The following is a 14,519-nucleotide window of genomic DNA, read 5'->3' as shown; positions in this document are numbered from 1 at the left end:
CTTCCGGTAACAGTTGTGCGGGTATTCTTAGGCCGATGTCGAGGTACTGCTGGAAGCGCGGGAGGAAACCATGTCACGACTGATCGCCGGCGGTCTGTGTGGGATCGCGGTGATCCTGGCCCTGTTGGGGAGCCCGTTGTGGATTCCCCATGCGGTGGGCGGGGTGGTGGCCGTGGCAGGGGCACTGCTCTCGGACCGGGCACGTCTGTGGGGTGTGGTCCCGTGGCTTGCGCTGGTGGGTGTCTACGTCGTGGCATGGTGGTGACATGATGGTGGCACTACCGGTGGCGGGCGGGACCCCATGCCCCGGTGCGAATCGAGGAAGAACGGACGGTACATGGGTGTGAGACGCTTCTGGAGGGCGACGGCGACGGTGCAGCCGGGACGTCGGCGGGACCGACGCGTCACTCTCGCGACGGCGGTGGCCTGCACGACGGTAGCGGTGGGACTCTCCGGTTGTTCGGCGGGAGGAGTGACCGGCCCGGCGGAGCTGCAGATGGCGGAGGAGACGTCCGGTCCGATCTACCTGGGTCTCACGGATGATCCGGTGCAGCACCGGTTGGCCGAGAGCTACGAGAACGCTTTCGCCGGGACAGGCCGCTCGGTCGAGCTCCGGGACATTGATGGTGCGGACCGGCTGGATCTGCTCCACAACGGTGAGGTCAACGTCGTCCTGGGGTGTGTCGGTGAGTTGCTCGACGTTCTTGACCCGGTGAAGGGCGAGGAGCTCCGGGGTCTCTATGCACAGGCGCGTGACGAGGGCGCAGATCCGAGCCAGTGGCGTGATATCGCCCACACGACCATGTTCTCGGCTCTCCCGACAGATCTCCAGGCCAGCGACCCGGGGGAAGCTGTCGCGTGTGACGATGATTCGCTACCGCAGAACACGGTTGCCGTCTACCGTAAGACGGCACTGGAGCGGTCGGACCGTCGGGCGCTGAACAATGTGGCGGGAGGCGTGTCCAGCGACGATCTCGCCGCCGACGGAGACGACGACTAGCTGACAGACGGCAGAAAACCCGGCGGGGAAGGTCACTGTCGTGTCTTCCCCGCCGGGTTTTGCGGACTACCGGGTGCCTACCGGGAAGGCAGGCTGAGGGGCTACTTTGCGAACGCCTCGTTGAGCAGCTGCTCCTGCTCAAGCTTGTGGACCTTGGCCAGGCCGGTCGCCGTCGAGGACTGGGCCCGACGGGAGACCCGCTTCAGTTTCAGACCCTCGATGCGCTCCGGCAGGTTCAGGGCAACGAAGGGCCACGGGCCCTGGTTGGCGGGCTCGTCCTGCACCCAGCGGAACTCCGCGTTCGGGTACCGGTCGAGAACCTCCTTGATGCGGTTGTGCGGCAACGGGTGCAGCATCTCCACGCGGGCGATGGCGACGTCGTCGCGCTCGTCCTCCTGACGCTTCTTCTCCAGGTCGTAGTAGATCTTCCCCGAGCACAGCAGGACGGTGGTGATGTCGTCGTGCGTGGCGGCGGAGTCGCTCAGGCGGGGATCATCGAGGACGGAGCGGAAGCTCGTCACGTCGGTGAAGTCCTCCACCGCAGAGGTCGCCGCCTTGTTACGGAGCATCGACTTCGGGGTGAAGACCACCAGCGGACGGCGCATCGTGCCCATGGCATGGCGCCGCAGCAGATGGAAGTGGTTCGCCGGGGTGGACGGCTGCGCGATCGTCATCGAACCTTCGGCAGCCATCTGCAGGAATCGTTCGATCCGGGCGCTGGAGTGGTCCGGGCCCTGGCCCTCGTAACCGTGCGGCAGCAGCAGGATCACACTTGAGAGCTGACCCCACTTCGCCTCACCGGAGGCGATGTACTGGTCGATGATCGTCTGTCCACCGTTGACGAAGTCACCGAACTGCGCCTCCCAGGCCACCACGGCGTCGAGGTTGCCGACGGAGTAGCCGTACTCGAAGCCGAGACCCGCGAACTCGGTCAGCGGGGAGTTGTAGGCACGGAAGGAACCACCGTTGCCGGACTCTTCGGCGAGCTTCTCGAGCGGGCTGTAGGGCTCAGTGGTCTCGGAGTCGAAGAGCACTGCGTGGCGCTGGGTGAACGTGCCCCGCAGAGAATCCTCGCCAGCCAGTCGGACGAGTCGACCGTCCTGCGCGAGGGTGGAGAATGCGAGGAGCTCACCGAAGGCCCAGTCGATGCCACCCTTCCGGGTCATCTCCTGACGACGCTTGACGACCGGCTTGACCCGCTGGTGGACGTTGAAGCCCTCCGGCACGCCGGTGAAAGCGTCCCCGACGGCCTCGAGGACCTCGCGGGAGATGGAGGTGTCCAACCCGCGGGTCAGGGACTGCGAACCGGCGATGCCGGTCTGCTCGGCAGGGGTGGCGCCCTTCTCTGCTTCCCGGACCTGGTTGAACACGGTCTCCAGCTGTCCCTGGAAGTCATCGGCGGCGCGCTGCGCGTCTTCCTCGGACAGTTCGCCGCGTCCGACCAGCGTGTCGTGGTACAGGGCGCGGACGGTGGTCCGGTCCTGGATACGGTCGTACATCTCCGGCTGTGTCATCGACGGGTCGTCGGACTCGTTGTGACCACGACGCCGGTAGCAGACGAGGTCGATGAAGACGTCTTTACCGAAGCGGCGGCGGTACTCGACCGCCAGGCGTGCCACCCAGACGACAGCCTCCGGATCGTCGCCGTTGACGTGGAAGATCGGTGCGTCGAAGCCCTTGGCGAGGTCGGTGACGTAGTGGGTGGAACGTCCCGCATCAGGGGTGGTGGTGAAGCCGATCTGGTTGTTGACCACCACATGCACGGTGCCACCGACGGTGTAGCCGTCGAGCTTCGCGAGGTTGATGGTCTCCTGGACGATACCCAGTCCGGTGAAAGCGGCGTCGCCGTGCATCAGGATCGGCATGATCGGGTGATCGTGACCGTTGGTGGAGATGTCCTGGTGGGCGCGGGCGATACCCTCCATCACCGGGTTGACAGCCTCGAGGTGCGAGGGGTTCGCCGTCAGGGTGATGTCGATGTCATTGTCGCCGAACATCTGGGTGTACTGGCCGGTCTGGCCGAGGTGGTACTTCACGTCGCCGGATCCACCGGCCACCGTGGGCTCGATATTGCCCTCGAACTCCGTGAATACCTTCGAGTACGGCTTGCCGACGATGTTGGCCAGGACATTGAGACGCCCGCGGTGGGGCATGCCGATGACAACCTCTTCAAGGCCCTGCTCGGCAGCCGAGTCAACGGCAGCGTCGAGCAGCGGGATGAGTGACTCAGCGCCTTCCAGGGAGAACCGCTTCTGGCCGATGTACTTGGTCTGCAGGAAGTTCTCGAACGCCTCGGCGGAGTTCAGGGTCTGCAGCAGGTACTTCTGCTCCGGGTTGGACAGCTTCGGCTGGCCACCCTCGATCTGCTCCTCCAGCCACTGACGCTCGTCGTGGTCGAGGATGTGGGTGTACTCGGAACCGACCTTGAGTGTGTACGCACGGCGCAACGTCGCGAGGACTTCGCGCAGGGTCATCTTCTCGCGTCCGGCGAATCCACCGACGTTGAAGCTACGGTCATAGTCCCAGAGGGTCAGTCCGTGGGTCTCGATCTCCAGGTCGGAGTGGTCGGGCACCGGAAGCCCCGGCTGGGTCCACTGCAGCGGATCGATGTCGGCGATCAGGTGGCCACGGCTGCGGTAAGCCTCGATGAGCTGCATGACACGGGTGGACTTGTCGACACCGATGTTCGGCAGGTCCTGGCTCCAACGGACCGGAGCATAAGGCACCGACATCGCGGCGAACAGGTCGTCCCAGAACTCGTCGTTGATCAGCAGCCTGCTGATGTCGCGGAGGAACTCGCCGGACTCCGCGCCCTGGATGATGCGGTGGTCGTACGTCGAGGTCATGGTGACCAGTTTGCCGACACCCATGTCTGCGAGACGGTCCTCGGACGCCCCGGCGAATTCCGCGGGGTAGTCCATGGCGCCGACGCCGACGATCGTTCCCTGACCACGGGTGAGGCGGGGCACCGAGTGGCGGGTGCCGATGCCGCCCGGGTTGGTCAGCTGGATGGTCACCCCGCTGAAGTCGTCCATCGTGAGCTTGCCGATACGGGCGCGCTTGACGATGTCCTCGTAGGCGTCGACGAATCCGTCGAAAGTGAGCGTCTCGCACTCGCGGATGGCGGCGACGACGAGGTTGCGGGCACCGTTCTTGCTGACCATGTCGATGGCCAGGCCGAGGTTGATGTGCTCGGGGGTGACGAGGACGGGCTTGCCGTCGACGACCTTGTAGCTGTTGTTCATCGACGGGTGGGCCTGAACTGCCTTGACCATTGCCCAGCCAATGATGTGGGTGAAGCTGATCTTGCCCTTGCCGCGGGACTGCAGGTGGTCATTGACCATGGCCCGGTTCTCGAACATGAGCTTGGCGGGCATGTCGCGCACCGTGGTGGCGGTGGGGATCTCCAGTGAGATGTCCATGTTCTTCGCGATGGACTTCTGGGCCCCCTTGAGCGGGTGCTCACCGGCGGCAGGTGCCTCAGCGGGCCCCTTCGGGGCCGGAGGTGCGACGCGTTCCGGAATCGGGTTAACCGATGCAGAAAGCGACTTCTTCGGGGAGGCCGGCGCACCCTTCGGCGCGCTCTTGGTCTTGTTCTCGACGGAGCCTGTGGCCTTCGTGGCCTTTGCAGCCGGCGTGCTCTTCGTCTCGGCGGGCTTGCCGCCGTTCCCGGAGGTCGTGGAGCTCGGGGACTGAGTCCCCGAGGCGTGGTCAACCGTGTCCGGCCGCTTGTTGAAGAGTTCCCGCCACTCCGGATCAACGGACTGGGGGTCTTCCTTGAACTGCTGGTACATCTGGTCGACCAGCCATTCATTTTGGCCGAAATTGGTGCTGTTCACAGCAGGTCCTCGCCTCATTTCATGATGTGGTCAATCTCGACGCTCCACCCTACTACAACACCGCGAACGGTGAATCCGTCGGGGTTGGCGTCGAAACAGGCAGATGAGGGTATGTTTTCAGTAACTTTCCCGGCCTGGTGTGACGGACGTCCTGTTCTGTCGGCAAAATGACCGTTTTCCGTCTCCGCTGCCGCGGCGGAACTGGGCTAGCATGGGGGAGTTCCGGTAGGCGGGCCGCGTGAGACCGGCGCGTGCTGCACAACGTTTGGACTAGGTACCTAGGAGGCACCCGCCATGGGGTTCTATGAGGATGTTGCAGAGTCCCTGGATTCGGAGGGGATCGAGTCCAGGGTCAACGACGGGACCCTTTTCGTTCCGGTGTCCACGGACCTGGAGATTCAGTTCGTCGAGATCGAGGACGGTGTGCCTGCCGGCTTGTCGGCCGCGAACGTCTTCCTTGCCATGGCCGACGTGGCAGAGGACGACGAGGAGTTCGAGGCGGCACTGGTCGGCGTGGTGTTCTCCGTGGAGGACGCCGTTGCCACCGTCGCACGACATGTCGCCACGGACCTCGTGGTGGGTGTCATCCGTGACTTGATCGACGGAACCGACTCGCGGATTGTCGATCTGCAGTTCGAGCAGGACGCCAGCGACGCGCTCCGTGTTTCGGCGGAGATCGGGGAGAGTTCCGAGCTGGTTGTCACGCTTGACGGGGAGTCCGTGGAGCCCACCGCCCACGTCGAGTTCATCTCGTTGGGGGAGGGCTTCGAGGATCTGATGGATCAGGCGATTGCCGACGTGTGGGATGACGGTGCCTTGAGCGAGGAGTATTCAGAGATGGAGCGTCAGGCCATGTTCCGTGGTCTCGTCGCCAATGTCGCGGACATGTCCGAGGAAGTTCTCGACCTGGGGGAGTACACAGATTTCGACCGACTCTTCGATGTGCTTGCGCTCGCGCAGGTCCAGGCGGCCCACTGGGAGTCGCTCCTGGTTCCGCTGGAAACGCTCTGGGAGGACGACGCCGCCGGGGACGGCCCCGCGGAGGACGAGGTCGGCGACAGGGAGCTGTGATCTGTCCCTGGGACCGAACCGCCGCCGGTTCCTCTGATCAGGCGACGTTGCCGTGCCTGCCCCGGAGGTCGCGTCGGTGACCGTGCGGCACGGGACGCCCGGGCTCCCCGTTGGTCAGGGCATGCCATGTCCACTCCAGGCGTCGCCCGTCGGAGGTCGGCTCGCCGCATATGTCCTCTGACAGCCAGGGGACACAGTCAGTGACAGAGAGTTCTCCCTCCTCTGGACGGTCGGCGTAGTCCGGTGGAATCAGTATCCTACGAAACAGTGAGTGGACGTCCACGGTCATATTTCGTTCTGACCCGCTGATTTCTGACGGCGTCACCAACGCCGTCAGTGTGACCAGATGGCATGCAGGTGCGGACCGGGAGTCTGGCGCGTCGTAACCGGTGAGTCTGCGCCACATCGCGGGCGACACCCGGTGGCGTGACAGGAACACCTGAGCGGGGCCCGTCGGCAGGGCGATCTGCAGTGAGGGTGCCTGCCAGCCCGGCGCCACCTGGATCCGGCTACGAGGGTGGCGCAGAACGCCCGCACACCGGTCGGCTGCGCGGCTGACGGAGGGGGAGGGCTTCAGCGCGCTGAGTGGCCGACGCATGAGGGCGCGGAGGGAGACTGCCGGTGCGGTGGCGCGGTCGGTGTTGTCCATGCCCCGGCACGTTACGGCCGGTGGTGGACACGCGGGTCGACCGAGGCGCCCCTGTCGAACATCCGTTCGACAGACCCTTCTACTGGAAGAGCTCCGCCGGCGAGACCCGTCGTGGGAAGACCCGGGGCCGGGCCCCGGCGATCTCCTCGACAATGCGGATGACCTGGTTGGAGTAGCCGTACTCGTTGTCGTACCAGACGTAGACGACCAGGTTGTTGCCGTCAGCAATCGTGGCCAGTCCGTCCACGATGCCGGCATGGGTGGAGCCGACGAAGTCGGTGGAGACCACCTCAGGAGACTTGATGTAGTCGATCTGCTGGCGGAGGTTGGAGTGCAGCGCGACCTTGTGGAGGTAGGTGTTGACCTCGTCACGACTGGTGGCGTTGTCGAGGGTGAGGTTCAGTACCGCCATCGACACGTCCGGGGTGGGCACGCGGATGGCATTGCCTGTGAGCTTGCCTTCGAGCTCCGGGAGGGCTTTGGCGACGGCCTTCGCAGCACCGGTCTCCGTGAGCACCATGTTCAACCCTGCTGCGCGGCCACGTCGATCGCCCTTGTGGAAGTTGTCGATGAGGTTCTGGTCGTTGGTGAAGGAGTGGACGGTCTCCACATGACCGTGGCTGATGCCGTACCTGTCGTTGATCACCTTGAGGACCGGGGTGATGGCGTTCGTGGTGCAGGAGGCGGCCGAGAGGATGTTGTCGGCGTCGCCGTCGGTGATGTCGGCGTGGTTGATGCCGTAGACCAGGTTGCGGACGTCTCCCTTGCCGGGGGCCGTCAGGAGCACCTTCCTGACCCCGGGTGCTGTGAGGTGCTGGGACAGTCCTTCACGGTCGCGCCACCGTCCGGTGTTGTCGACGAGAACCGCATCCGTGATGCCGAACGAGGTGTAGTCGACCTGTGCCGGATCGTTGGAGTAGATGACCTGGATCGGGGTGCCGTTGGCCCAGATGATCTCCTTGTCGGTGTCGACGGTGATCGTCCCGTCGAAAGCGCCGTGAACGGAGTCGCGTCGTAGCAGGCTGGCGCGCTTCTCGAGGTCGTCGTCACCGTTACGTCGGACGACGATCGCCCGCAGGCGGACGCCACCGTACGCGGCTTCGCGGGCGATGAGGATGCGCGCCAGCAGTCGGCCGATCCGTCCGAAACCGTAGAGTACGACGTCGGTGGGCTCCTTCTCGGAGTGGCCGCCGACCACCTCGGAGAGCTCACGCTCGAGGTAACTGCGGAGGCTCCCGGCGGAGGCACCTTCGGCCTCATACCCGGTCGCAAGACGGCCGAGGTCGATGGATGCAGTTCCCAGATTCATCTCAACCAGTTCCTGCAGGATGGGAAGGGTCGAGCTCAACGGCAGTTCGCGGTCCGTGACCAGACGTGCATAACGGTGGGACTTGATGACGTCGACGCCGGTGACGTTGATGAGCAGTCGTCCGAAGACGGACGTCACGACATTGTGCTCGCGGTGCAGTCGCGACAGCAGGGGAAGGATCTGTTCGGCGAGCAGAATGCGGGAGTTCCAGTCACTCTGGGAATCGGGGGCCTGTGCACTCATGGGCGGGGGAGCTCCTTGGGGTGATGGGCTGGGAGGGGTTGAATATCCCCGGTAAGGGGGTAAAAGGACACTACAAAGGTAAGTTAACGGGCCGTCAGACACCTAGTCGGCCGCCGGTTCATCCCCCCGGAGTGAGGTGGAAGCCTGGACTGCTGCGGCCCGGCGACGGGCGAGGGGGTAGAAGGCGGTCATGACAACCAGGAAAATGACGCCGGCCCACAACGCAGAGTGGTACTCGTCCATCCAGACCATGGTGCCGAACGTGACGAGAATGACCGCGATGGCGAAGTACTGGCCGACGGGCCACAGAGGGACGGGGAACGCGCGGTCCTCAGGAGCTGCATCGCCCTTGTCGCGTGACCGGTACCGGCTGCCGAGATGTGCGAGCAGGATCATCAACCACACGAAAACCGTGGCGAAGGTCGCCAGCGCGGCGATATTCTGGAACATGTCCGCGGCGGTGTCGCTCGCCAACTGCAGCGCTACGCCGACCAGCAACACAACCAGCATCACGCCGATCGTCGTCACCGGGACACCGCGGTGGTTGAGCCGGGCGAAGATCCTCGGTGACAAGCCCTGTCGTGCCATACCGAAAACCACGCGTCCGGCCCCGTAGAGGTCGGAGTTGATCGCGGAGAGCGCGGCGGAAATGACCACCACATTGAGGGCCGCCGCCGCCCAGCCGATACCGAGACCGCTGAAGATCTGGACAAACGGCGATTCCTCGCCGGTGATGTCGCGCCACGGGATCACCGCCACGATCACGAGGATCGCCAGAATGTAGAAGAGAAGGATGCGCATCGGCACCGTGTTGACCGCTTTGGGGATCGTCTTCTCGTGGTCAGTCGCCTCACCGGCAGTGACACCGATGATCTCCGTCCCGCCGAAGGCGAACAGAACGAGGATGAGTGCGCTGAAGACACCGGTGACGCCGTTGGGGAACAGGCCGCCGTCGTTCCAGAGATTGTCGAATCCGGCCGAACCGCCGGTGTCCACGTTGAACACAAGAATCGCGGCGCCGCCGAGGATCATGGCGATCACGGCGGTCACCTTGATAGAGGTGAACCAGAACTCCAGTTCGCCGTACCAGCGGGCACTGGCCAGGTTGGCCGCCCCGACGACGAGGAGGGCGACGGCCACCCACACCCAGCCGGGGGTCTCGGGGAACCAGAACGTCATGTACACCGTGATGGCGGTGAGGTCGGCGAGACAGACGATGATCATCTCGAAGGCGTACATCCAGCCCGTGATGTACCCGGCCCAACCTCCCAGGTAGCGACGGCAGTACTCCGCGAAAGAGCCCGGTGCAGGATCCTCGACCGCCATCTCGCCGAGTGCCCGGAGCATGAAGTAGACGACTGCCCCGCCGAGGAGATAGACGAAGACGACACCGGGACCGGCGGCCCCGATGGCACCGGAGGAGCCGTAGAAGAGGCCGGTGCCGATGGCGGAGCCCAAGGCGATGAAATGTATGTGCCGGTGGGTCAGGGTGCGGCGCAACTGTCGCGGTTGCCGTGCGGGGGCGCTTGTGTCACTCACGGACTCACATACTAACCATCGGAGAGTCCTATATCACAGCACAGGGCGGCCGAATCGCTTTTGCCGCTCCGACAACGTACTGTGAAGTCAATGTCTGAAACTGAGAACGTGACCGGCGACGAGAAAATGCCGGAAACATCCCAGTCGTCAGTACCTCAGGAGAATCTGCACGAGGATGCCGCCTCCCCGGTCACGGGGTCGACGGACCTCGGTGACGTAGTGGGCGCAGAGATTCCCGAGAGCACTGTGGACGGGGACGTCACCGAGAACAACATCCGAACAGAGAACGAGAAGACCGAGGAGAGCGCGGCCGACACCAACGGCTTCGATTCACTCGGCCTGCCGCAGAAGATCCTCGACGCCGTCGCCGGTGTCGGGTTCACCACGCCGTCGCCGATCCAGGCGTCCACGATCCCGACCCTAATGGAGGGACGGGACGTCGTGGGCCTGGCGCAGACGGGTACCGGCAAGACCGCAGCGTTCGCGCTGCCGGCCCTGTCTCGTCTGGACATCAACCAGCGCACGCCGCAGGTCCTGGTTCTCGCTCCCACGCGAGAACTCGCACTGCAGGTCGCTGATTCCTTCGAGTCCTTCGCCAACCAGCTCGGTGGTGTCAGCGTACTGCCGATCTACGGTGGTGCCCCCTACGGTGCCCAGTTGTCGGGTCTCCGTCGCGGCGCGCACGTGGTGGTCGGCACACCCGGCCGTGTGATCGACCACCTGGAGAAGGGCAGCCTCGACCTGTCCGGTCTGCGGTTCCTCGTCCTCGACGAGGCCGACGAGATGCTCAACATGGGCTTCCAGGACGATGTCGAGCGCATCCTGTCCGACACCCCGGACGACCGCCAGGTCGCCCTGTTCTCGGCCACGATGCCGTCGGCGATCCGTCGCCTGTCCAAGCAGTACCTCAATGATGCTGCGGAAATCACCGTCAAGTCCACGCAGCGTACCGCGGAGAACATCGAGCAGGACTACCTGTACGTCACCTACCGCAACAAGCTCAATGCGTTGACCCGCATTCTCGAAGTCACGGACTTCGAGGCGATGATCCTCTTCGTCCGTACGAAGAACGACACCGAAGAGATCGCCGAGAAGCTGCGCGAGCGTGGGTTCGATGCGGCGGCCATCAACGGCGACATTCCGCAGAACCAGCGTGAACGTACTGTCGACCAGCTGAAGGACGGGCGCCTGGACATCCTGGTCGCCACCGACGTCGCGGCCCGTGGGCTCGATGTCGAGCGCATCACCCATGTGTTCAACTACGACATCCCGCGCGACACGGAGTCCTATGTCCACCGTATCGGACGCACCGGTCGTGCAGGCCGCCACGGACGTGCGATCCTGTTCGTGACCCCCCGCGAGGGACGTCTGCTCAAGAACATCGAGCGGGCGACGAAGTCCAAGCTCAACGAGATTGAGCTTCCCGGCGTCGACAAGGTCAACGAAGCGCGCAAGAACAAGTTCCACGCGTCGATCACTGAGGCTCGGAAGGGTAAGCAGGTTGATACGTTCCGCGACCTGATCTCGACCTACGCCGAGGAGAACGAGGTTGACCCCACGGAGATCGCCGCGGCTCTGGCAGCGAAACTGCAGGGCAAGGAACCGTTCTACATGGAGGAAATCCAGGAGCCTCCGCGGCGGGATCGTCGGGACCGCAATGACCGACCGGATCGCAGGGACGGCTCTGAATCGCAGTCCGGTGTGCACCGCCCCTTCAACGAGCGGTTCAACAAGCAGGCTCCCACGGTCACTGACCGTAACGGCAAGTCCCTGTCCGTGTACCGGATCGGCGTCGGCCACCGCCAGCGCGTGCGCCCGGGTGCAATCGTCGGAGCTCTCGCCAACGAGGGCAACATGAACTCCCGCGATTTCGGTCGGATCAGCATTTTCTCCGAGCACTCTCTGGTCGAACTGCCGTCCGATCTGCCGAAGGAAGTGTTCGAGTCCCTTGACCAGACGCGCATTTCCGGCAAGCTGATCAACATCGAACCCGATCCCGGAGCTCCCTCCGGACGCCCGGCCCGACACCGCCAGGACGGCGACCGCGACCGTGGTGGCCACCGCGGCGGCGGACGTCCTCGCGGCGACCGCGGTGACCGTGGTGACCGTGGAGGACGGGGCCGCAACGACCGAAACGACCGCGGTGGACGTTTCGACCGTGACCGCAGTGACCGTGACCGCGGAGACCGCGGCGGACGTGGCAGCTACCGCGGTAACCGTGGAGCCCGCCGGGACTGATCAGGGCGTATGTGGGGGAGTGGTCGTCAGTGACGGTCACATCCCGCATGATTGTCTCGCGGTGGCGGCGTCGTCGTCGCTGACGGTCAGTTCGTAGCGGAGACACACAGCGAGATATCTCGCAGCATAGGCACAGCCGGCTTCCGAAGGGGAGCCGGCTTCTGCTGTCGGTGGAAGCCATTCGCCCAGACCCGCGTCGCTCTTCGCCTGGTTGACGGCGCTCGCCACGGCGAGCAGGTTCACGTCGAGGTCATTGGCGAAGGACACGCGCTCCGCGCGGTTCCACGCCCACGCGCCGTGATCCCAGGCTGCGGACAGGGGGACGACATGGTCGATCTCCACATCGTCGGGTGAGAGTGGCTCCCCGGTGTAGACGTCGGTGATCAGGCCGACAGGGGTGGGGCAGGAGCCCTCGTCACCAGGAGACCGGACGTCGAAGGTGTGCAACATGACGACGTGCCGGGTACTGCACTGGGCACCAGTGTGCCCGTCTGGGTCGCCGCCGGGGTCTTTCCACCATTGTTGTGCCCACCCGCCGAAGTGGTCGCGGGAGTAGCCGAGAACATGGATACGTCGGGGAACGGTGGTGAGGTGCTCCAGCGACTGCGCGACTGTGGAACGGTCGACAGGACGTGGTGCGGCCGTCCGACCACTGGTACCCGGTCCGACTGCATACCAGACTGGTAGAGCCAGCAGCAGGATGACCATGAGGGGCACCGTGACAGACGAAACCGGCCGGGGGAGTCTCATGAGTAGAGAGACCCTCCCGGCCGGTCCAGAGGTTCCCCTCCGGGTCAGATCATCACAGTCAGATCTTCCCCTGTGAGGATTCGGCGTCGACCTTGTCGCGGACGGCGTCGAGGTCAGCATCTCCGTCGCCGACGGTGAGCTGGGCGAAGCGGACCGCTTCGTCGAACTCGTCGGTGATTTCCTTGCTGGGGGCCTTCGTGGCGAGCGTGACAACCACCATCAGGATGACGTTGAGGGCGACGCCCGGGATCATCTCGTACAGGCCGAACGGCTTGTCCATGACCCCGAACTGAGGCAGTCCGCCCCAGATGAAGGCAACGAGGGCGCCCCCGATCATGCCGGCTGCTGCGCCTTGGGCGTTAAGACGTTTCCAGTAGAGCGCGGCAATGACGACCGGGCCGAAGGCCGCACCGAATCCTGCCCAGGCGAACTCGACGAGTCCGAGGATCGCAGAGTCCGGATCCAGTGCAATCAGAGCGGCGACGACCGCCACGAGAATGACCATGATGCGGGACAGGTTCTTCAGCAGTGTGTCCGAGGCATTCTTGTTGATCATTCCGGCGTAGATGTCCTCCACCAGCGCCGAGGCGACCACCAGCAGCTGGGAGGAGACCGTGGACATGATCGCCGCGAGCACGGCGGTCAGGATCAGACCTGCGACCAGCGGGTGGAAGAGCACCTTCGCCATGTCGAGGAAGTTGGTCTCGTAGTTCGCGGTGTCGGAGTAGAACGCATCGCCGTTCTCCGCGAAGAAAGCCGGGGCGCTGATGGCGATGAACACAGCGCCGACGAGGCACAGGAACATCCAGGTCACACCGTAGCGACGACCGGCGACTGCATCGGCAGGCTTGCGCATGGCCATGAACCGCACGATGATGTGCGGCTGACCGAAGTACCCCAGTCCCCAGGCGAGGTTCGAGATGATGATGATGAACGCTGCCCAGGCGGTGGTGTCATTGAACTGGAACAGGTTGTAGAAGTTCGAGTTCGCACCGACCATGTTCGCGACATCGCCGTAGTCGTTGTCGAGCTGGAACGTGAAGATGTCACCCGGGTTGTCCAGCGACGTGATGGCGAAGACCGGCACCAGGATCAGTGCCAGGAACATCATGGAACCCTGCACCACGTCGGTGTAGGACACCGCGAGGAAGCCGCCGACGAAGGTGTAGATCACGGTGACAGCGCCGATGATCAGCAGTCCGGTGAGGTAGTCGCCGTTGAAGCTGGACTCGAAGTACCGCCCGCCGGCGACCATGCCGGAGGACACGTAGAAGGTGAAGAACACCAGGATGATGATGCCTGCGACGACGCGCAGGGTATGGCTGTGGTCACGCAGGCGGTTCTCGAAGAACGACGGAACCGTGATGGAGTTGTTGGAGACCTCCGTGTAACTGCGCAGACGGGGAGCCACCAGCTTCCAGTTCATCCAGCAACCGATCAGAAGACCCACGGCCATCCAGATCTCCGAGAAACCGGACATGAACAGTGCGCCGGGCAGGCCCATGAGCAGCCAGCCGGACATGTCGGACGCACCGGCGGACAGCGCTGCGACGAACGGGTGGAGGCCGCGGCCTCCGACCATGTAGTCTCGTATTTATCAGTCTTGGTGAAACTCCAGACGCCGATGCCGAGCATCACAGCCAGATAGATCACCATGGCGATAATGAACCATGTTTGTTCACTCACCGTGGGCCTCCTTGGGGGGTCGTAGTGGTCGCTTGGTCAACAATCAGTTACGGCCGTCTCCGGAAAACAGAGACGGCGACACTGCAAGGTTTCCATGTCCACGGCCCGAACACCAGCCGAATGGCGAACAACGCCCATATTCCTGCCAGGTTCCTCCAATGATTCCGGAGGGAACCGTGTCAGTTGTGCCTGGGT

General features: G+C 64.1%; 9 protein-coding genes and 1 pseudogene. 4 read left to right on the top strand and 6 right to left on the bottom strand.

The features are described from left to right. Positions 1–70: 70 nt before the first annotated feature. Both BJF89_RS06305 and BJF89_RS06300 read left to right on the top strand, forming a co-directional pair. Positions 71–265 carry a hypothetical protein gene (locus BJF89_RS06305; protein WP_075813202.1) on the top strand — a complete coding sequence of 65 codons (195 nt, stop codon included), beginning with the start codon at positions 71–73 and terminating at the stop codon, positions 263–265. A 78-nt stretch (positions 266–343) separates the two neighbouring features. Then, complete coding sequence (locus BJF89_RS06300) at positions 344–1,000, top strand: hypothetical protein (RefSeq protein ID WP_139311908.1); 657 nt, start codon at positions 344–346, stop codon at positions 998–1,000. Positions 1,001–1,101: 101 nt separating this feature from the next. Here BJF89_RS06300 and BJF89_RS06295 read toward each other — a convergent pair whose 3' ends face one another. Continuing rightward, positions 1,102–4,839: a multifunctional oxoglutarate decarboxylase/oxoglutarate dehydrogenase thiamine pyrophosphate-binding subunit/dihydrolipoyllysine-residue succinyltransferase subunit gene (locus BJF89_RS06295; protein ID WP_075813200.1), complete on the bottom strand. Its 3,738-nt coding sequence runs from the start codon at positions 4,837–4,839 to the stop codon at positions 1,102–1,104. A gap of 294 nt (positions 4,840–5,133) precedes the next feature. Here BJF89_RS06295 and BJF89_RS06290 point away from each other — a divergent pair, with 294 nt between their 5' ends. Continuing rightward, positions 5,134–5,910 carry a hypothetical protein gene (locus BJF89_RS06290; protein WP_075813198.1) on the top strand — a complete coding sequence of 259 codons (777 nt, stop codon included), beginning with the start codon at positions 5,134–5,136 and terminating at the stop codon, positions 5,908–5,910. A 37-nt stretch (positions 5,911–5,947) separates the two neighbouring features. Here BJF89_RS06290 and BJF89_RS06285 read toward each other — a convergent pair whose 3' ends face one another. From BJF89_RS06285 to BJF89_RS06275, 3 genes are all read right to left on the bottom strand, one after another. Then, positions 5,948–6,559 carry a hypothetical protein gene (locus BJF89_RS06285; protein ID WP_075813196.1) on the bottom strand — a complete coding sequence of 204 codons (612 nt, stop codon included), beginning with the start codon at positions 6,557–6,559 and terminating at the stop codon, positions 5,948–5,950. Positions 6,560–6,638: 79 nt separating this feature from the next. Then, positions 6,639–8,111 carry a glyceraldehyde-3-phosphate dehydrogenase gene (locus BJF89_RS06280; RefSeq protein ID WP_075813194.1) on the bottom strand — a complete coding sequence of 491 codons (1,473 nt, stop codon included), beginning with the start codon at positions 8,109–8,111 and terminating at the stop codon, positions 6,639–6,641. A gap of 102 nt (positions 8,112–8,213) precedes the next feature. After that, on the bottom strand, positions 8,214–9,650 hold the full coding sequence (locus BJF89_RS06275; RefSeq protein WP_075813192.1) for an amino acid permease: 1,437 nt from the start codon (positions 9,648–9,650) through the stop codon (positions 8,214–8,216). Positions 9,651–9,740: 90 nt separating this feature from the next. Between BJF89_RS06275 and BJF89_RS06270 the strand changes: the two genes are divergently transcribed. Then, complete coding sequence (locus BJF89_RS06270) at positions 9,741–11,888, top strand: DEAD/DEAH box helicase (protein ID WP_075813190.1); 2,148 nt, start codon at positions 9,741–9,743, stop codon at positions 11,886–11,888. 36 nt (positions 11,889–11,924) lie between these two features. Here BJF89_RS06270 and BJF89_RS06265 read toward each other — a convergent pair whose 3' ends face one another. Continuing rightward, complete coding sequence (locus BJF89_RS06265; protein ID WP_255372508.1) at positions 11,925–12,596, bottom strand: HNH endonuclease family protein; 672 nt, start codon at positions 12,594–12,596, stop codon at positions 11,925–11,927. 100 nt (positions 12,597–12,696) lie between these two features. Beyond that, a pseudogene (gene putP / locus BJF89_RS06260) lies at positions 12,697–14,324 on the bottom strand (sodium/proline symporter PutP). Positions 14,325–14,519: the final 195 nt, after the last annotated feature.

It is taken from the genome of Corynebacterium sp. CNJ-954 (assembly GCF_001942345.1).
Lineage (GTDB): Bacteria > Actinomycetota > Actinomycetes > Mycobacteriales > Mycobacteriaceae > Corynebacterium.
This window is presented reverse-complemented; position numbering and strand designations above follow the sequence as displayed.